This is a genomic window from Nocardia terrae (assembly GCF_009760405.1).
GTDB classification, from domain to species: domain Bacteria; phylum Actinomycetota; class Actinomycetes; order Mycobacteriales; family Mycobacteriaceae; genus Nocardia; species Nocardia terrae.
In genome coordinates, this window is sequence record NZ_WRPP01000005.1 from 286,504 (window position 1) to 305,228 (window position 18,725).

20 protein-coding genes are annotated in these 18,725 nt (G+C 67.8%); 7 read left to right on the forward strand and 13 right to left on the reverse strand.

Going from position 1 to position 18,725, the window contains the following annotated elements:
• Positions 1-76 precede the first annotated feature (76 nt).
• On the forward strand, positions 77-3,088 hold the full coding sequence (locus GPX89_RS25400; protein WP_157390176.1) for an alpha-mannosidase: 3,012 nt from the start codon (positions 77-79) through the stop codon (positions 3,086-3,088).
• Between the two features lie 6 nt (positions 3,089-3,094).
• Here the strand turns inward: GPX89_RS25400 and GPX89_RS25405 are convergent, their stop codons facing one another.
• Positions 3,095-3,922 (reverse strand): arginase family protein, encoded by an 828-nt coding sequence (locus GPX89_RS25405; protein WP_157390177.1) that lies wholly within the window; start codon positions 3,920-3,922, stop codon positions 3,095-3,097.
• Between the two features lie 78 nt (positions 3,923-4,000).
• Between GPX89_RS25405 and GPX89_RS25410 the strand changes: the two genes are divergently transcribed.
• The 3 genes from GPX89_RS25410 (at position 4,001) to GPX89_RS25420 (ending at position 6,488) form a co-directional block, all read left to right on the forward strand.
• Complete coding sequence (locus GPX89_RS25410; protein WP_157390178.1) at positions 4,001-4,774, forward strand: TIGR03084 family metal-binding protein; 774 nt, start codon at positions 4,001-4,003, stop codon at positions 4,772-4,774.
• 63 nt (positions 4,775-4,837) lie between these two features.
• On the forward strand, positions 4,838-5,455 hold the full coding sequence (locus GPX89_RS25415; protein WP_328602308.1) for a TetR/AcrR family transcriptional regulator: 618 nt from the start codon (positions 4,838-4,840) through the stop codon (positions 5,453-5,455).
• Between the two features lie 19 nt (positions 5,456-5,474).
• Positions 5,475-6,488, forward strand: a complete 1,014-nt coding sequence (locus GPX89_RS25420) for an acyl-ACP desaturase (protein ID WP_157390179.1) — start codon at positions 5,475-5,477, stop codon at positions 6,486-6,488.
• A gap of 22 nt (positions 6,489-6,510) precedes the next feature.
• On the opposite strand, the gene GPX89_RS25425 is transcribed toward GPX89_RS25420, so the two are convergent.
• A complete protein-coding gene (locus tag GPX89_RS25425) occupies positions 6,511-7,515 on the reverse strand; it encodes a MerR family transcriptional regulator (protein WP_198347588.1) in 1,005 nt (334 codons plus the stop codon).
• A 77-nt stretch (positions 7,516-7,592) separates the two neighbouring features.
• Here GPX89_RS25425 and acpM point away from each other — a divergent pair, with 77 nt between their 5' ends.
• A complete protein-coding gene (gene acpM, locus GPX89_RS25430) occupies positions 7,593-7,898 on the forward strand; it encodes a meromycolate extension acyl carrier protein AcpM (protein ID WP_328602309.1) in 306 nt (101 codons plus the stop codon).
• Positions 7,895-8,338: an SRPBCC family protein gene (locus GPX89_RS25435; protein WP_157390181.1), complete on the forward strand. Its 444-nt coding sequence runs from the start codon at positions 7,895-7,897 to the stop codon at positions 8,336-8,338. The genes acpM and GPX89_RS25435 overlap by 4 nt, the downstream gene beginning before the upstream one ends.
• Before the next feature lies 1 nt (position 8,339).
• Here the strand turns inward: GPX89_RS25435 and GPX89_RS25440 are convergent, their stop codons facing one another.
• The 11 genes from GPX89_RS25440 to GPX89_RS25490 all read right to left on the reverse strand — a co-directional run bounded on the left by GPX89_RS25440 (position 8,340) and on the right by GPX89_RS25490 (position 17,473).
• Positions 8,340-9,485, reverse strand: coding sequence for an RNA polymerase sigma factor (locus tag GPX89_RS25440; protein WP_328602310.1), 1,146 nt, complete (start codon positions 9,483-9,485; stop codon positions 8,340-8,342).
• A complete protein-coding gene (locus GPX89_RS25445) occupies positions 9,482-9,889 on the reverse strand; it encodes a YciI family protein (protein WP_157390183.1) in 408 nt (135 codons plus the stop codon). Before GPX89_RS25445 ends, GPX89_RS25440 begins: the two co-directional genes overlap by 4 nt.
• A 16-nt stretch (positions 9,890-9,905) precedes the next feature.
• Entirely contained in the window at positions 9,906-10,403 is a 498-nt protein-coding gene (locus tag GPX89_RS25450; protein WP_157390184.1) for a pyridoxamine 5'-phosphate oxidase family protein, read from the reverse strand.
• A gap of 102 nt (positions 10,404-10,505) precedes the next feature.
• Positions 10,506-10,667: a hypothetical protein gene (locus tag GPX89_RS25455; protein ID WP_157390185.1), complete on the reverse strand. Its 162-nt coding sequence runs from the start codon at positions 10,665-10,667 to the stop codon at positions 10,506-10,508.
• Between the two features lie 59 nt (positions 10,668-10,726).
• Positions 10,727-11,860 carry a mandelate racemase/muconate lactonizing enzyme family protein gene (locus GPX89_RS25460; RefSeq protein ID WP_328602311.1) on the reverse strand — a complete coding sequence of 378 codons (1,134 nt, stop codon included), beginning with the start codon at positions 11,858-11,860 and terminating at the stop codon, positions 10,727-10,729.
• Positions 11,857-13,236, reverse strand: coding sequence for an aldehyde dehydrogenase family protein (locus GPX89_RS25465; protein ID WP_157390186.1), 1,380 nt, complete (start codon positions 13,234-13,236; stop codon positions 11,857-11,859). Before GPX89_RS25465 ends, GPX89_RS25460 begins: the two co-directional genes overlap by 4 nt.
• Positions 13,233-13,829: a thiamine pyrophosphate-dependent enzyme gene (locus GPX89_RS25470; RefSeq protein ID WP_328602312.1), complete on the reverse strand. Its 597-nt coding sequence runs from the start codon at positions 13,827-13,829 to the stop codon at positions 13,233-13,235. Before GPX89_RS25470 ends, GPX89_RS25465 begins: the two co-directional genes overlap by 4 nt.
• Positions 13,830-13,831: 2 nt before the next feature.
• Positions 13,832-14,374: a thiamine pyrophosphate-binding protein gene (locus GPX89_RS25475; protein WP_328602313.1), complete on the reverse strand. Its 543-nt coding sequence runs from the start codon at positions 14,372-14,374 to the stop codon at positions 13,832-13,834.
• A 125-nt stretch (positions 14,375-14,499) separates the two neighbouring features.
• Complete coding sequence (locus tag GPX89_RS45965) at positions 14,500-15,222, reverse strand: GntR family transcriptional regulator (RefSeq protein WP_328602314.1); 723 nt, start codon at positions 15,220-15,222, stop codon at positions 14,500-14,502.
• Between the two features lie 89 nt (positions 15,223-15,311).
• The gene (locus tag GPX89_RS25485; RefSeq protein ID WP_157390188.1) at positions 15,312-16,667 is read right to left on the reverse strand and encodes an MFS transporter; all 1,356 of its coding nucleotides are present in this window, start codon (positions 16,665-16,667) and stop codon (positions 15,312-15,314) included.
• Between the two features lie 119 nt (positions 16,668-16,786).
• A complete protein-coding gene (locus GPX89_RS25490) occupies positions 16,787-17,473 on the reverse strand; it encodes an FCD domain-containing protein (protein WP_157390189.1) in 687 nt (228 codons plus the stop codon).
• Positions 17,474-17,596: 123 nt separating this feature from the next.
• Here GPX89_RS25490 and GPX89_RS25495 point away from each other — a divergent pair, with 123 nt between their 5' ends.
• Positions 17,597-18,712: a mandelate racemase/muconate lactonizing enzyme family protein gene (locus GPX89_RS25495; RefSeq protein ID WP_157390190.1), complete on the forward strand. Its 1,116-nt coding sequence runs from the start codon at positions 17,597-17,599 to the stop codon at positions 18,710-18,712.
• Positions 18,713-18,725 lie beyond the last annotated feature (13 nt).

Genomic DNA, 18,725 nt, shown 5'->3' on the forward strand with positions numbered 1-18,725 from the left:
AACAGACCGGGCTCCATTAAAGTCGGACACCGAGCGGTTCGTTCAGTACGCCCCACGTCCGATGGGAGCCACCGTCATGCACGATGATCGCCGGTTGATCGAGGATCGGCTCGGACGCGTGCTCGGGGGGCGGATCGTCCCGGCGATCTATCCGGAATCGATACCGATGCGGGCGTCGATGTGGGTGGCGCCGGGTGAACCCGTCAGTGTCGCCGAGGGATTGGGTGCGCCGCGGACGCCGGTCGAGCCGGGGGCGCGGTGGGGCGCGCCGTGGGGTACGAGCTGGCTCACCCTCGAGGGGACGGTGCCCGCCGAGTGGGCGGGCAAGACCGTCGAGGCGATCATCGACCTCGGGTTCGACGGTGGGATGACCGGGTTCCAGTGCGAGGGTCTGGTGTATCGGCCCGACGGGTCGCCGGTGAAGGGGTTGCATCCGCAGAACCGGTGGGTGCGGGTGGCGGGCCCGGCGCTCGGTGGGGAGCGGGTGCTGCTGCATGTCGAGGCGGCGGCGAATCCGGTGATCCCGTTCTTCGGGCCGACCGGGCTCGGCGACCTCACGACAGCCGGGACCGAACCGCAATACCGTTTCGGGCGAATGGATCTCGCGGTATTCGACGAGCAGGTCTGGCAGCTGGTCCAGGATCTCGAAGTGCTCGGCGAGCTCATGCACGAGATGCCCGAGGATCCGGCGCGCCGCTATGACATCGTGCGGGCCATCGAACGCGCGCTGGACGCGATCGATCTGCAGAATGTGAACTCGACCGCCGCGGCGGCGCGCGCATGCCTGGCCGACGTGCTGGCGCGGCCCGCCGTTCCGTCGGCGCATCGCATCTCCGCCGTCGGGCACGCGCACATAGACACCGCCTGGCTGTGGCCGTTGCGCGAGACGGTGCGCAAGGTGGCGCGGACCGCGGCGAACATGACCGCGCTGCTCGACGACGAGCCCGACTTCGTCTACACGATGTCGCAGGCGGCCCAATACGACTTCCTCAAACAGCATCGGCCCGAGGTGTATTCGCGGGTCAAGGAGGCGGTCGCGGCGGGACGGTTCGTGCCGACCGGAGGCATGTGGGTGGAGTCCGACACCAATATGCCCGGCTCCGAGGCGATGGCGCGGCAGTTCGTGCACGGCAAACGGTTCTTCCTCGAGGAGTTCGGGATCGAGAACGAGGAGGCGTGGCTGCCCGACACCTTCGGGTTCGCGGCGGGACTGCCGCAGATCATCAAGGCGGCCGGGTCCAAATGGCTTTTGACGCAGAAGATCTCGTGGAGTCAGACCAATCAGTTCCCGCACCATACGTTTCTGTGGGAGGGGATCGACGGGACGCGGATATTCACGCATTTCCCGCCGGTCGACACCTACAACTGTTCGATGCAGGGGCGTGAGATCGCGCACGCGGCACGCAATTTCAAGGAGAAGGGACGGGCGTCGCGTTCGCTCGCGCCGACCGGCTGGGGCGACGGAGGCGGCGGGACCACACGGGAGATGGTCGCCAAGGCCGCGCGGATGCGCGATCTCGAGGGCTCACCGACAGTGGTGTGGGACAAGCCCGCCGACTTCTTCGCCGCCGCCGAGGCCGAATACGAGCGGCCGGCGGTGTGGGTGGGCGAACTCTACCTGGAACTGCATCGCGCGACCTTGACCAGTCAGGCCAAGACCAAGCAGGGCAATCGGCGCAGCGAGCATCTGCTGCGGGAGGCCGAGCTGTGGGCGGCCACGGCCGCGGTGCGCACGGGGGTCGAATATCCCCACGCGGAGCTGGATCGGATCTGGAAAACGGTGCTGCTGCACCAATTTCACGACATTCTGCCGGGATCGTCGATCGCGTGGGTGCATCGGGAGGCCGCGCAAACCTATGCGACGGTGGCCGCGGAGCTGTCGGCGATCATCGAGCGGGCACAGTGGACGCTGGGCGGCCGGGCGTCCGGGCCGTGTGTGTTCAACCCCGCGCCGCATGCGTGGCGCGGGATCCCCGCCGGTGGCGCCGGGCCGGAAGAATCGGGTCGAGCCTGCTCGGTGCGCGAGCGCGACGGCGGCGGATTCGCGCTGTCCAACAGTCTGCTTCGCGTGGAGGTGGATGCCCGGGGATTGATCGTTTCGCTCCACGATCTCGTGCACGACCGCGAGGCCCTGCCGCCCGACGCACCCGCGAACCTGCTCCAACTGCACCCGGACCTCCCCAACTCCTGGGACGCCTGGGATGTCGACCTCTTCTACCGCAATCGCGTCACCGATCTGGTCGACCTCGATTTCCTGGTGGCGGAACCGGATTCGCCCGCTGCCACGGTACGGCTCGCCCGCGGCTTCGGCTCCTCCACGATCGAGCAGACCCTCACCCTGCGCCCCGACTCCCCCGCCCTCGAGATCGCCACCACCGTCGACTGGCACGAAACCGAGAAATTCCTCAAACTCGCCGTCCCCCTCGATGTTCACGCCGACCGCTACGCCTCCGAAACCCAGTTCGGCCACCTCTACCGACCCACGCACACCAACACCAGCTGGGAATACGCCAAGTTCGAGGCCTGCAATCACCGCTTCATCCATGTGGCCGAACCCGGCTGGGGCACAGCCGTGGTCAACGACTCCACCTACGGCCACGACCTCACCCGCACCGTCCGCCCCGACGGGGGCACCACCATCACGATCCGCGCCTCCCTTCTGCGCGCCCCGCGTTTCCCCGACCCCCACACCGACCACGGCACCCACCACTTCCGACACGCCATCGTCCCGGGCGCCTCCTTGACCGACGCCGTCCGCGAAGGCTACCGAATCAACCTCCCGCCCTTCACTCCCGGCGTCGCGGCACCTGTCGCGCCGCTGTTCAGCGTCGACAACGACGATGTGGTGACCAGCGCCGTCAAACTCGCCGACGACGGTTCCGGCGACGTGGTCATCCGTCTCTACGAGGCCAGCGGGAGCCGTACCTCGGCGCTACTGAGCCCCGATTTCGGATTCTCCGGCTTCCGCCGGTGCGACCTGCTCGAGCGCCCGCTGGCCGAGGATGCCACAGCCACGGCCGAGGACCCGGGAATTCGGCTGCGGCTCCGGCCTTTCCAGCTGATCACCTTACGTTTCACCCGACCCTGACCGCGGTCACGGCAGGCCGAGGATACGGGCGAGAACGCGGTCCTCGGCCGCGCTGAGCACCGTCGGCGCATACTCGGTGATGCCCAGACCAGCCAACCCGAACCTCGCCGTGAGCGCTTCGATTGCCGCTCGAATGTGATCCGGTTCGGCACCGGCAGGCTCGGGAAAGGACAGTCCGCGCAGATACCCGGGATCGATGACGTCCAGATCCAGATGGATGTAGACCATCGAAGCCCCGGTACTCGCCACCGCCTCGACCAATGCCGCCGGATCGGCGAGTTGGGCAACCGACACCCGGCGAATCTTGTTCTCGGCGATGAAGTCCCGCTCCTCGGGATCGAGTGCGCGCACACCGGCGAGAACCACCTGCGCGGGCTCGAGCCGGGTCCGAGGCCCCAACGCCAGCTCCTCCGGCCCGTCGCCGAGCAGGCTGCGCAACACCATGCCGTGGAAGGCCCCGGATGGCGACGAGCGCGGGGTGTTGAGGTCTGCGTGAGCATCCAGCCAGACGACCGCCAGGTTCCGGCCGTGGGCAGCGAGAGCCGTGGCAATCGGCGCGATTTCGATTCCGCAGTCGCCGCCGACGGTGAGCAACGGTGCGTCGTCCCAGGTTTCGAGAGCACGCCGGACCACGGCGAACGATTCGGTCAGCGCGGCCAAATTCCGCACGCCACCACGAGTATCGCTACCCTCGGCCGCGACCTCGGCGACATCCACCCGCGCGCCCGGAAAAAGCCCCGCCAGATGCCTGGCCCCGACCGGCAGCCGCCACGCCCCTTCCGAGGCCGACCCCTGCCACTGCGGAACCACCAGAACTCTTCCGACCGACACCATCCCACCACCATATCCACCGAAGCCCTTGCGCCGGAGTTGGTCTCGGCGGACCGAGATCGATGTCGGTAGCCTGGCCACATGCGAGATTACGGGCTCGATATCTCCGGTATGCGGCGCGACCTCGCCCTACCCGACCTGGTAGCCGAGGGCGAAGCGCTCGACGCACTGGTATCGGCCGAGCCCGACTGGTCCAAACCCACCCCGGCCGAAGGCTGGACGATCGCACACCAGATCGCCCACCTTGCAGCAGCGGACGCCAACGTCCTACTCGCCATCCGCACACCCGAGGCATTCGACACGGTACTGAAACGAGCAGACGCCGAGGGCGCCGAACGCGCCGACATCGAAGCGGCCGCAGGCGCAGCGCAACCCCGCGCAGCTCTACTGAACCAATGGCGCACGGGCCGCACCGAAGTGGCCGCTGCCCTGCGCGACCTCCCCACCGACAAGAGTTTCCCCTGGTTCGGCTCGGACATGACCGCCGACCTCGCGATCCCCCTCCGCCTCATGGAAACCTGGGCCCACGGCCAGGACATCTTCGACACCCTCGGCGTCCCCCACGTCCCGACCACCCGCCTCCGCTTCATCGCCGAGTTGGGCGTGATCGGCCGCGGCCTGTCCTTCTACGCCGCCCAACTCCCCATCCCCACAGCCCCTTTCCGCATCGAACTGACCGCCCCGGACGGCACCCCGTGGGTCTGGGGCCCCACCGACGCCCCCCAGCAGATCCACGGCACCGCCCACGACTTCTGCCTCCTCGTCACCCACCGCAAACCCCTCACCGCCGCCACCCTCACAGCGGTAGGCACCGACGCCCAAACCTGGCTCGAAAACGCCCGCGTCTACCTCTGACCTCGCCGAGCCACATTTCCCATAGGCAAACTTTCCCATAGGAAAGTTTGATACGGTGCCGCGGTGGCCGACGAACATGAACTGGGACTGCGGGACCGCAAGAAGATCGACACCCGGCAGGCGCTCAGCGACGCGGCGTGGACGCTGCTGGCCGAGCGCGGGGTGGAGAACCTACGACGCGATGAGATCGCGGCCCGGGTCGGGGTTTCGGTGCGGACGTTCAACAACTACTTCACCACCAAATACGATGCGCTGGCCTACCGGCAGGTCGAGCGCCTACAGCACAATGTCGCGACACTGCGAGCCAGGCCGGCCGACGAGAGTCTGTGGGACGCAATCACGGTCGCGTTCGTCGAGTCGGCCGATACCGGCACGCAACCGAGTCCGGCGCGGCAGACCGTGCTGCGGGATCTGATGAATCGCCCGGCGATGCGCACCGCCGTGTCGAAGGTGTGCTTCACCAACGACGAGTTGATCGACGTGATCGCCGCCCGGACCGGAACCGACCCGGCCCGCGATGTCTACCCACGGCTGGTGGCGGCCGCCGTCGGCGCGGCCTGGCAATCAACCGCCGAGGTCTTTCTGCAAGCGGATTCGCCGGTCTCCTCGCACTCGTTGCTGCGCTCGGCCTTCCAGCAGATCCGCGCCGGACTTCCCGACCCCTCGGTCCAAAACCGTTAGTCTTCAGAGGAACAGCGATATGACCAGACCACTGACCCAACTGGAAATGCTCGTCGAACTCGAGCCGATCGCCGAGCAGAACCTCAACCGCCATCTCTCCATGGCCAAGGACTGGCACCCCCACGACTACATCCCGTGGGACCACGGCCGTAACTTCGCCGCACTCGGTGGAATCGACTGGGACCCCGAGCAATCCACTCTGTCCGAGGTCGCCAAGGCCGCGATGGTCACCAACCTCCTCACCGAGGACAATCTCCCCTCCTACCACCGCGAAATCGCCGAGAACTTCTCCTCCGACGGCGCTTGGGGCACCTGGGTCGGCCGCTGGACCGCCGAGGAGAACCGCCACGGGATCGTGCTGCGCGACTACCTCGTCGTCACTCGCGGCGTCGACCCGGTCGCCCTCGAACAAGCTCGCATGACCCATATGACGCATGGCTTCTCCGCGATGAACATCGCCCGCGACAAAGTCGGCCCCCTCACCGATATCGCCGACGTCGGTCTCCTGCACTCGCTGGCCTACGTCACCTTCCAAGAACTGGCCACCCGGGTCAGCCATCGCAACACCGGCAGGTCATGCAACGACCCCCTCGCCGACCGCATGCTGGCTCGCATCGCCGCCGACGAAAACCTCCACATGATCTTCTACCGCAACCTCTGCGCCGCTGCCCTCGACCTCGCCCCCGACCAAACCCTCGCCGCGATCACCCTGATGTTGAAGAACTTCCAGATGCCCGGCGTCGGCATGCCCAACTGGCGACGTAACGCCGTCCTCATGGCCAAACACGGCATCTACGACCTCCGCCAGCACCTCGACGAAGTCGTGCTACCCGTCCTGCGCGCATGGAAGATATTCGAGCGCAACGACTTCACTGCCCACGGCGATCACCTACGCAACGACCTCGGCGCCTACCTCGACAATTTGCGAACCGACACCATCCGCTTCGAGGAACAACGAGACCGATCCCTGGCCCGAGCAGCCGCCCGCCGCTCCTCCGCCGGAACTCTCGCACCATCCTCGGATCGAGGCTGAGTTGTTCAAGATCAAGGAGCTCTCATCGTGGGGAATTGTCCGGGTTTCCGCACTGACGGCTCCCTGATCTTGTGGTCGGCGCAGGGTTTGGGGGGTGGGTGGTGGGGTGGTTTACGGAGATGGTTAGAGCGGCGCAGAGCCAGTCGTGGGGTGGGCCGACGGTGATGTCGGTTCCGAGGAGGCGGTGGGTCAGGGTCCAGAAGCGGTGGGTTCGGGGGTCGGGGGTGGGTGAGGCGGTGTGGAGTTGTTTGCGGAAGCGGGGGGAGTCGTTTTCGCCGCGGGCGGTGGCGTGGGCTTGGACGAAGCGGTCGAGTTCGTTGCCGGGGGTTGGGGGTGCGGCGGTCGATACCAGGGGGATCAAGTCGGAGATTACGTCGCCGACTTCGTTGAAGAGGCGGTGGCGGTCGCGGATCGATTCGGGGGCGTGACGCCAATATTGGTTTCGCACAGTGGTTTTCAGGGTTGGGTCGGCGGCGAGGGCGGCTAGTTCGGCGTAGGCGAGGACGTCGGCGGCGGAGGGGTTGGTGGGTGGTTCGGGGACGTTGCCGCAGACCCACCTTTCGACGTCGGATGTGGGTAGTGGGGCGAGGATGCGGCGCCAGTAGCGGATCAGGCAGTCGTGGGCTGCGCCGGGCTCCTGGGCGGCGGCCAGCAGGGCGAGTCGGGCGGATCGGTGTGAGGGGGCGGCGGATTCGATGGCTCGGAGGGAGGCGCGGCGCCAGGCGAGGGATCTGAATTCCAGGTCGAGGCGGGCGCTTTCGGCGGTGATGGCTTCGGGGATCGACAGGGTGCCGTGCAACACCTCGGTGATCGTGCCGAGGCCGAGGCCGAGGGCTCGTAGTCGCTTCACGAGGACGAGGCGTTCGGTGGCGCTGTCCGCGTCGAACAGGCGGTGGCCGCCGGGGCTGCGGTGGGACTCGAGAATGCCCTCGTCGCAGTAGAAACGGATTGTTCGGACCGGTAAACCGCTGGCGCGCGCCAATTCTCCGATGCTCAGCAGCGCATCGGGTTGTGTGTCGTCTGTCACAAGCTGTTGAACCTCCACCCCGCTGGAGCTTTTAGCGTACGGAGACCGACGTTCGTTACATCGAGGAGAGTGAAGCCGTGGCAACCACGCAGGAAGACATCGTCGCCGGGATTGCGGAGATCGTTGAGGAGATAACGGGAATCGAGGCCGCGGAGGTGACGTTCGAGAAACACTTCGTGGATGATCTCGACATCGATTCGCTGTCACTGGTGGAGATCGCGGTGCAGCTCGAGGACAAGTACGGCGTGAAGGTTCCCGATGAGGATCTGTCGAGGTTGCGGACCGTCGGCGATGCGGTCACCTACGTGCAGAAGATGGAGGCGGAGAAGCCGGAGCTCGCCGCGGAGATGGAGGCGAAATACAAGGAGGGGCAGTCGAATTGATCGCCGACCCGCTGTTGAATCCGGCGACGATCGAGCTCGGCAGCTTCTTTCCGCAGCCGCCCGGCACCGTGTGGCGGGCATTGACGGACCCGGATCTGCTGGCGCGGTGGCTGCTTCGGCCGACGGGCTTCGCCGCCGTGGCGGGGACTCGCTTTCGGTTCACCGTCCCTGATTCGACGTCCGACGAGATCCTCTGTGAGGTCCTGGAAGTCCAACCAGCGAGGCGATTGACCCACAGCTGGGCGTATCCCAGAGCCGACTATCCAGCCCGCTGGATTCTCGACTGGACGCTGCATCCGCAGGGGCACGGAACCCGGCTTCTGCTGCTGCAGACCGGGTTCGACCTCGGGGACCGTCGCCAGAAGATGGCGCGCAACGCCATGGAGCGCACCTGGAAACGACGCCTGCTGCCGCGTTTGGGCGAGGTGATCCCGCACTGACTCAGGACCGCAGCGCCTGCCGGATTCGAGCCGCCTCGCGGGTGAGGTGATCACGCTCGGGCACCGTGGTGGCCAGGCGGGCTGCTTCTACGTACAAGGCGGCGGCCTCCTCGAGGTCGCCGCCGCGTTCGTGGAGGTAGGCGCGCGCCGCGCAGTGGCGGGGCAGTTCCGGATCCAGATCGGCGAGCGCGGCCAGTCCGGCGCGAGGTCCGTCCGCCTCGCCGACCGCCACCGCGCGATTGAGCCGCACGATCGGGCTGGGCGTCAGCGTCAGCAGTTCGTCGTACCACTCGACGATCTGCACCCAGTCCGTCTCGGCGGTGCTCGGGGCGTCCGCGTGCAGCGCGGCGATCGCGGCCTGCGCCTGATATTCGCCGAGCCGGTCGCGGGCCAGCGCGGCCTGCAGTATCGCCACACCCTCGGCGATGAGGCCGGTGTCCCAACGGGATCGGTCCTGCTGCGCGAGCGGCACCAGGCGAGCCCCGGGTCCGGTCCGTGAGGCCCGCCGGGCGTGATGCAGCAGCATCAGCGCCAGCAGGCCCGAGACCTCGGGCTCGTCGGTGGCCGCCGCGAGCTGGCGGGTGAGACGGATGGCCTCGGCCGCCAGGTCGATGTCCCCGCCGTAGCCCTCGTTGAACACGAGGTAGAGCACGTGCAGCACGGTCGCGAGGTCGCCCGGCCGATCGAGCGGCAGTCCGGCGATGCGCCGCTTGGCCCGGCTGATCCGCTGGGCCATGGTCGCTTCGGGGACCAGGTAGGCCGCGGCGATCTGCCGCGTGGTCAGGCCGCCGACCGCCCGCAGGGTCAACGCGACGGCCGAGCCGGGCGGCAGGGAGGGATGCGCGCACAGGAAATACAGCCACAACGAGTCGTCCGTGGCGGACACCGGACCCGCCGGCGGATCGAACTCCACGGTGAGTTCCCGTCCCCGCCTGGATGTTTCGGCGCGGGCGGCGTCGAGGAACTTGTGCCACGCGGCCGCGACCAGCCACGCCTTGGCATCGCGGGGCGGATCGTCCGGCCAGGTCTCCAGGGCCCGGATCAGCGCCTCCTGCACCGCGTCCTCGGCCGCCGCGAACTCGGCCCCGCGGCGTACGAGGACACCGATCACCGCGGGTACCAGGTCGCGCAGCAGAGATTCGTTCACTCGCTCACCGTGGGCCACTCGGTGAGGAAGGGCCGCAGTTCGAGCCATTCGTGGATCGGTTTCCCACCCGCGCCCGGAGCCGCGGACAGTTCGGCGGCCAGCTCGAGCGCCCGCTCGTAGCTCTCGACGTCGATGATCGTCCATCCCGCGATCAAGTCCTTGGTCTCCGGGAACGGCCCGTCCGTGACAGGCGGCCTGCCCTCGCCGTCGGAGCGCACGAACGTGCCCTGCGGGGACAGCGCCCGATGGTCGACGAATTCGCCGGTCCCCCGCAGCCGCTCGGCGAAATCCTCCATGTACTGCACGTGGTCGATCAGCTCCTGCGGCGTCCACTGATCCATCGGCACGTTGTTGACCGCGTCCGGCGCACCCCGATAGTGCTTGAGCAAAAGGTATTTGGGCATGGCGATCTCCTCCCGTTCAGGCGTTCTGGCGCTCGGCCCGCTCGCGGATCAGTTCCTCGACCGCGCTCGGCAGCGTGGTGTCGAAGTCGATGAGCTTGACCCAGGTCGGGGTGATGACGATCCGGACCATCCCGTCATAGAGCGAGCGAACCTCCGCCTCCCACTCGACGCGCTGCTCGGCGGTCATCTCGTAGCTGCCGTTCATCTGCAGATACTCCTCGGGAATCCCGTCGACCACGTCCAGCTCCGCCCGCCCCCGGATGAGCAGGATCTTCGGCGGATGCACTTCGGTGTCGATGGTCAGCGCGACCGCGGGATTCGCCCGCAGCGACGCCAGCTTCGGCGCGTTCTTCGTCGTGCAGACCACGATCTGCGACCCGTTCCAGGTGAAGGCGATCGGGATGTTGCGGGGGGTGCCGTCCTTGGCGACGTACGCCATCCGCAGCAGGTCCCTGGCCAGCAGCTCCTGGCTGATCGGGCGGTTCAGGATCTCGGAGATCTCGTTGGTTTCCATCGCGGTAGCTCCTTCGGTGTATTGGGGCCTCCTCGGCCCTTCTTACCCCTGGGACGGAGCCGGGTCAGCGTTCTCGACATCCACCGCGGGAAAACCTCCGAACTAATTTCGGATCCAGCTCCGCACCCAGGTGCGGGACCCGGCCGCGTGGACCTCACTGCGATCCAGCCGCTGCGGCTGCTGCCGACCGGCCGCGACGACCACGCGCCACGCCACCGCCATGAGCACCACGGCCATCACTATGAGCACGACACCGATGATCATTTCTTCTCCCCCTCCGGGCTCGCGTCCGCGGTCCCCGGCCCATAGTAGCGACGCGGGCGTCATCCCATCAGTTCATATTTGCCGACGATCTCGGGGTCGAAGTCGATGCCGAGGCCGGGGCGGGCGGGGAGGTGGACCTTGTTGTCGGCGTAGTGGAGTCGCGATTCGGGGGTCAGGAGGAGTTCGAAGTTGTAGATGCCTTTCTCGAGGGCGAAGTACTCGACCACCAGGGCATTGGGGATCGCGCCGCAGAGGTGGACGTGCAGGTTGTGATGCCAGTGCGGGGCCATGTGAAGCCCGAACGTCGCTGCGGTGGAGGCGATTCGGAGCCATTCGGTGACACCGCCCGCGACACCGGCGTCGCATTGGAGGACGGGGATGCCCGCTTCGATGAGGGGGCGGAATTCCCAGCGGGTCTGGTGGATCTCCCCGGTGGCGACGGGTGTGCGGATGGTGCGGGCGAGTTCGGCGTGGCCCGCGACGGATTCGGGTGAGAGGGGTTCCTCGAACCACCAGAGCGGGCGATCACCGGCGGCGCGTTCGAAAGCTTCGATGGCCGTACGGGCTTCGTGGACCGAGCGGTAGCCGTTGTTGGCGTCCAGGGAGAGTCGCCCGCTCTCACCGATGGCCTCGATCGCGGCGGCGACGCGGCGGGCGTCCTCGGCGACGGACAGGCCGCCGACCTTGATCTTGTGGTCGGTGAAGCCCTGGGAGGCGTTGAATTCGATCTCGCGCACCACCGCCTCGGTCCAGGAACCCTCGTCGGGCCGGTAGTAGCCGCCCGAGGCGTAGGACGGCAGCGGATCGGTGGAACCGCCGAGGAAACTCACCAGCGGCAACCCGGCGCGTTTGGCGCGCAGGTCCCACAGGGCGATATCGAGGGCCGACAGGGCGCGGATCACGGTACCGCGCCGGCCTTCGAGCAGGGTCTCCTGGTAGGCGCGCTCCCACAGGCCCGCCACATCGTTCTCGTCCGCACCCAGATACACCGGCGCGAGCAGATCGTCGACGGCCAGCTTGGCCAGCAGGCCCGCGCCGGTCCCGGCGTAGGTGTATCCGACCCCGCTGTAACCGTCGGCGGTCCCGACCTCGACCAGCAGGTAGTGGCGAACATTCAACTCGCGGTTGGACATTCGGGTCGGCTTGTCGACGGGGACGGCGACCGCGCGGGTACGGATGCTGGTGATGGTCACGGGTTGCTCCTGGAGGTAGCGGCGCTGCGCACCGTCTGGACGTTGGCGAATTCGGTGACCCCGTAATGGCTGAGCTCACGGCCGTAGCCGCTGGCCTTGACGCCGCCCACGGGCAGGCGGGGATCGGATTCGGAGATGCGGTTCACGAACACCGACCCGGTGTGCAGCCGCCGCGCCAGCCGGTCGATGGCGTCGCGGTCGGCGCCCCAGATGGAGCAGCTCAGGCCGTACACCGAATCCTCGGCCGCGGCCAGCGCGGCCTCCTCGGAGGTGACCGCCAGCACCGCGCCCAGCGGCCCGAAGGTCTCCTCACGGAAGGCGGCGGAATAGGTGTCGCGCACCTGTACCAGGGTGGGCGGGAACCAGGCTCCGGTGCGGTTGTCGGCCTTGCCGCCGAACAGGATTCGCGCCCCCGCCGCCACCGTCACCTCGAGCTGGCGGCGCAGCTCGTTGCGCAGATCGACGCGCGCCATCGGCCCCACGTCGGTCCCGGTCTCGGTGGGCGCGCCGTACACCAGCTTGCCCAGTTCGGTCACCATGGCCTCGACGAAGTCACCGAAGATCCCGCGCTGCACGATGATCCGCTTGGCGGCGATGCAGCTCTGCCCGGCATTGAGGAATCGCGACCGCACCGCCGCGGCCGCCGCCGCGGACACGTCGGCGTCGTCGAGCACAATGAACGGATCCGAACCGCCCAGCTCCAGCACCGACTTCTTCACCGCGCGTCCGGCCGTCGCCGCCACCAGCGCGCCCACCTTGTTGCTCCCGGTGAACGCCACCCCCGCGATGATCGGATGCTCGATGAGCGGCGCGACCCGATGCGGCGGCAACACCACGTGGGTGAGCGCCCCGTACCCGAAGGTCTCGTCGAACAGCGACTGCAGCACCTTCGCGCTGCCGGTGACATTGTCGGCGTGCTTGAGCACCACCGAATTGCCGACCGCGATGGCGGGCAGCATCGCCCGGATCACCTGCCAGAACGGGTAATTCCACGGCATGATCGCCAGCAACACGCCCAGCGGACGCAACCGCACCTCCGCGACATCGGGCGCGACGTCCACGCGCTGCGGGGTGAGCACGTCGGCCATATTGTCGGCGTAGAAGTCGCACGCCAGCGCGCACTTGTCGATCTCGGCCCAAGCCTGCGTGATCGGCTTGCCCATCTCGAGGGTGATCAGCAACGCGAGATCCTCACGGCGGGCGCGCAACAGCTCGGCCAGCACCCGGAAGTCGCGGACCCGCTCGGAGATCGGCCGCTCGCCATTGATCCGCACCGCGGATTGCGCACGCCGCAACCGCAATTCGAGTTCACGGTCGGAGGTGAACCGGTAGGTGTCGAGGGTGCGTCCGGTGGTCGGATCGACGGTCCCGATCATGCGAGCACCTCCACCGCTGTCGCGATCCGGGCACCGAGCCAGTCCCGGAAGCGGCGGCCGATGACCACCGGATCCTCCAGCAGCTTGGGCACATCCGTCGCATTGCCCGCCTCGATGTGCACGTGCACCAGCGACGGTCCGGGAATCTCCAGCGAAAGGGCCAGCGCGGCAACGAGTTCCTCGGGTTCGGCCGCCCGATGCACCGCCCAGCCGCTGGCTTCGGCGAGCAGCCCGAGATCGATGTCCTCGGCATAGGTCGGCAGATTCGCGGTCGCACCGTAGACGGCGTTGTCCAGCAGCACCATGACCAGCTTCTCCGGACGCAGGAACCCGCCCGTGGGAAGCACATTGGGGTTCATGAGCAACGAGCCGTCACCTTCGACGGCGATCACCTTCGGCACTCCGGTGTCCGCGAGACCGAGCGCGATCCCGGTCGCCACCGACCCGGCCAGCCCCATGGAATCCAGCAGATACAGGTGATTAGGTCGATCGGCCACCGCGGCCAGCTCCCGGCTCGAGGCCGCGCACGTCACCACCACCGGCAGGTCGGCGGTCTGCCCGGCCAGCACTCGGAGCGCATCGATTCGCCGCACGGTCAGGCCGCCTTTCCGTCGGTGTTCCAGAAGTGGGCGAGCACGACGGCGGGCCGGAAGGTCATGCGCGCGTGCACTCCGGCCTCGGTCACCACCGACTCCCAGTCCGAAGCCGCACTGCGCCGGTCGATTTCGAAGACCTGCATACCCAGGTCGCGAAGGAGCGCGGGCGCGTGCTGGCTGAAGGTGTGGATCATCGAGTTGTACTCGCCGAGCCCGCCGCGGGTGTTCGCCACGATGAGCAGCGGCAGGTGATAGGCGATGTTGAAGGTGGTCAGGGCGGTCAGCGCGTTGCCGAAACCGTTGTCCTGCATGACGATCGCGCCGAACTTGCCGGTCAGCGGCAGCGCGCCGAGCACGCCGGCCGCCTCCTCCTCCCGGGAGAGCGGGAAGACGGTGCGCGAGCGGCCGTCCGTGCCGCCGCTGGTGTTCACGAGCGCGGAGATGACGGGCGCGACACTGACCGAGGGAACGTATCCGACCAGATCGACCTGCGCCGCCCAGATCCCCCGCGCGACCGAGGCCGCATATGAATTGGGGTCCACAGCATGTCCTTTCACAGGGACCAACTGCCGAGTGGCAGTTCAATAACCACTCACAACATACTAATGAAGGTGAGTAGCATGCAACTAGTTGACAGAAGTTTGCCGGATCGACTCCGGCAGGCGGATCAGAAGGTGATCTGCTCGCCCTCGGGCGTCGACACCGACACCCATCGCCGCCACTCGGCCACCAGGCCGCGATCGTTCTCGCTGCTGTGCGCGACCAGCAGATCCCCCGAGCGCACCAGATGCTTGCGCATGGCCCGCTCGGCCCCGACACCGTCGCGCTTGCGCAGCGCGTCGATGATGTCCCAGTGGTCGCGCAGGGCGGTCTCGACCGGCTGGTAGCGCGGCACGCTGTGGCGGCCGTCCAGCGTCAGCGTCTGGCGCAGCTCGCGAACGGTCTTGGCCAGCCGCTGATTTCCGCTGGCCTCGAGAATCAGGTCGTGCAGCCGCTCGTCGGCCGCGAAGTACTCCGCGCCGCCGTCGGCGAGCCGCTCCATGATCCGGTACTCGGCCAGCATGGCCTCGTCGTCACGGGAGGTCATGACCGTGGCCGCACTGCGACACGCGGGCGGTTCCAACAGCACTCGCATGCTGCACAGGTCCACGATGCCGCGCCCGTCCTGCCCGACGACGCGGGCCCCGCGATTGCGTTCGATGCGCACCAGGCCCAGATCGGCCAGCTTCAGCAGCGCCTCCCGCACGGGAGTCCTTGACGCGCCGAACATTTCGCCCAGTTCACGCGAGGAGTAGAGCACGCCGCGTTCCAGCCGCCCCTGCCGGATCGCGTCGCGAATCTCCTCGGCGATCACCTCGGCTTTGCTGTCTGCCGGCACATCCTGCGACACGAGACCTCTTCGGGAACGAGCAACGACGGAACGCCCGCGGCGGAATGCCACGGGCGACTGCCGAGCTTAATCGGTCCGCGGGCGAACCCTTACGCGCCCACGCCGGGAGCCGGTTCCGCCCCGGTGACCGGGACCCGCGCGGTCCGCGCCTTCGACGCCAGCCCGGCCAGGACCAGCAGCGCACCGATATTGGCGAAGATCATGACGCCCATGGACAGGCCGGTATTGCCGTGCGAGGCGTCCTGGATCCAGCCGAACGCATAGGGACTGACGAACCCGGCCGCATTGCCCATGGAGTTGATCAGCGCGATGCCGCTGGCCGCGCCGACACCGGCGAGATAGGACGTGGGCACCGCCCAGAACAGCGGTTTCGCGGTCTGCGCGGCCATGGTCGCGACCGTGATCGCCAGAAACGCCAGGGCCGGAACCGACAGTTCGGCCGCGGTCACCACGAACGCGACCACCGAGATGCCCAGCGCGATCAGCACCGGCTTGGACGAGCGCTCGTTCCGGATCACCCGGCCGGTCAGGTACATGCAGATCGCCGCGGCCAGGAACGGCACCGCCGAGAGCCAGCCGACCTGGAAGCCGCTCAGTCCGTGGCCGACCTGCTTGATCACCGAGGGCATCCAGTAGGTCAGCGGATACGCCCCGCACAGCAGCAGGAAGTAGGCGACGCACAGCGCGATCACGCGCCTGTCCCTGAGCGCGGCCCGGTGCCCGACCGGCGCGGCCACCGCTCGCTCGGCGTCCTCCTGTGCGAGAAGTCCGGTCAGCCAAGCCTTTTCGCTGTCGTTGAGCCAGCGCGCCCGGTCCGGGGAATCGGTGAGGATCAGGAAGAACAACGCGCCCAGCACGATCGCGGGCACCCCGCCGACCACGAACACCCAGCGCCAGCCCGCCAGCCCCAGCGCCCCGTCGAAGGCGTCCAGGATCCAGCCGTTGAGCGGCCCGCCGATCACGCTGGCCAGCGGAATCGCCACCATCACCGTCGAGATCACCTTGGTGCGCTGGGCATTCGGGTACCAGCGCGACACGTAGACGATGATGCCCGGGAAGAAGCCCGCCTCGGCCACGCCGAGCAGGAACCGCAGCACGCACACCGTGGTGAAGTTGGGCGCGAAGGCCGTGGCGGCGGCAATGATGCCCCAGGTCACCAGGATTCGGCTCAGCCACACCCGCGCGCCGACCTTGGTCATGGCGATATTGCTGGGCACCTCGGCCAGGATGTAGCCGACGAAGAAGATGCCCGCCACGAAGCCGTACTGGGTGGCGCTCATGCCGAAGGCCTTGTCCATGCCGAACTTCGCGAAGCCGATATTGATGCGGTCCACGTAGCTGACGATGTACCCGATGACCAGCAGTGGCACCAATCGCACCGTCACCTTGCGCAGGACGCTCGCACCGAACGGCGAATCCTCGGGTTTGAGTACGACTCTGTCCATCTTTCCTCCACATGGACCTCGAACCGGCACACCCGCTCAGATGTGTGGCATGCCTTAAAGAATGAGTAGCATGCTACTCATGGTGTGACGGGGCCCACAAGAGGTTCCTCGAATCGAAATCATCCCCGCGCGGCGGCCAGCATGCGTTCCTTGCCCGCCAGCACGTGAGCCTCCATCAACTCGCCCGCGCGCTCGACGTCACCGGCCGCGAGGCAGTCCAGGATCTCGGCGTGCTGGGTGTTGGAAATATGGCGCGCCGCAGCGGTTTCCAGCCCGTGCCGCCGGAACAGGTGCAGCTCCTTGGAGACCCCGTCGTACAACTCGGCCAGGCGCGGATTGCCCGCCAGCGCAACGAGTTCGCGATGCAAGTCGACATTGCCGGGGTAATAGTCGTCGGTGCTCGACTCGGCCGCGGTCAGGGCTTCCACCTGCTCACGCAGTCGCGTCAGATCCTCCGGCGTCACCCGCGCGGCCGCGAGCTTGCCCGCCAGCCGGAACAGCCCGGCCCGGATGTCGTAGAGCTGGGCCGCCTCCTCGACCGAGATCTCCCGCACGAACATGCCCCGGTTGGTGCGGAATTCGACCAAGCGGCTGCGTTCGAGCTGCCGGCACGCCTCGCGCACCGGACCCCGGCTCACGCCCAGCCGCAAGGCCAGCGACGACTCGTTGATCCGATCGCCGCCGGTCAGCACGCCGCTGATGATCATGCGCTCCAGCTCTTCGACGATGAGCTGGGGCAGCGTGCTCGCCTGCCGCTCGGCCAGCCGCTGTTGCAGGGCCGACATCATCTCCGGGTCGTTGGCCATCGGCGCAGTATCGCCGATCGGATTGTCAATTGCAAATCGTTGACAGTTGACAATCTGGCCGCGCACACTCGGTCCACCGGACGACCGGAGCCACCGGCGGCCGGAGCCGAGGGAGGCATTGCGATGAGGATCAAGGACATTCGCGCCAGCGTGCACACCACCTCGATCGAGGTCCCACTGCTGGACGAACGGGTCCGCGGCTACGGGCGGGAGGAGCAGAAGGACTTCGTGTTCTGCGAGGTCGAGACCGATGAGGGACTCACCGGAGTCGCCGTGACCGGGCACTTCCTGGCCCACGCGGTGGTGGTGGCCCTGGAAAGACACTTCCTACCGGCCGTGCTCGACCTCGACCCACGCGAGATCGAGGCCGTGCACCAGCGGGTCTGGCAGCGGCTCAACCCACGCGCCATGAGCGGGGTGGTGTCGAGCGCGCTGTCGCTGCTCGATATCGCGCTGTGGGACATCAAGGGCAAGGACGCCGGGCGCTCGGTCGCGAGCCTGCTGGGCGGGGCCCGCACCGAGGTGCCGGTGTACGTGACGTTCGGGTTCCCGCAGTACGACCGCGACACCCTCGCCGCGGCGGCCCGCCTGCACGTGGAGCAGGGCTTCACCGCCCTGAAATCCGTTGTGGCCGTGGACCCGAAGGGCTGGCGGGAGGACGCGGCCCGGGTGCACGCCATCCGCGCGGCCGTCGGCGACGACATCGATCTGATGATCGACGCCAACTACCTGTTCACCCCCGCCGAGGCCACCATGCTGTGCCGCGAGATCGAGGACGACCACCTCACCTGGTTCGAGGAACCGTTGCAGCAGAACGATGCCCGCGCCCTGGCCGACCTGCGCGCCCACACCCGTATCCCCCTCGCGGCCGGGCAGATGGAGGGCCACCGCTGGCGACTGCGCGAACTCGTCGAACACCGCGCCGTCGACATCCTGCAGCCCAACGCCTGCTACTGCGGCGGCTTCACCGAGCAGCGCAAGGCCGCCCACCTCGCCCAGATCTACAACCTCCCCCTCGCCCACGGCGGCGGCTGGCCCCTGTTCAACCTGCACGCCCTGGCCGGGCTGATGAACGGCTGGCTACTCGAATGGCACGTCGGCATGGCCCAGGTCGGCCAACTGCTCTTCCCCGACTCCCCGCGCCCGGCGAACGGCCGCCTCGCAGTCCCCGACCGCCCCGGCCTCGGCCTCACCGTGGACCGAGACGCGTTGCGCGACACCCTCGTTCCGCGGCGATGAGAGGACGGCGAGT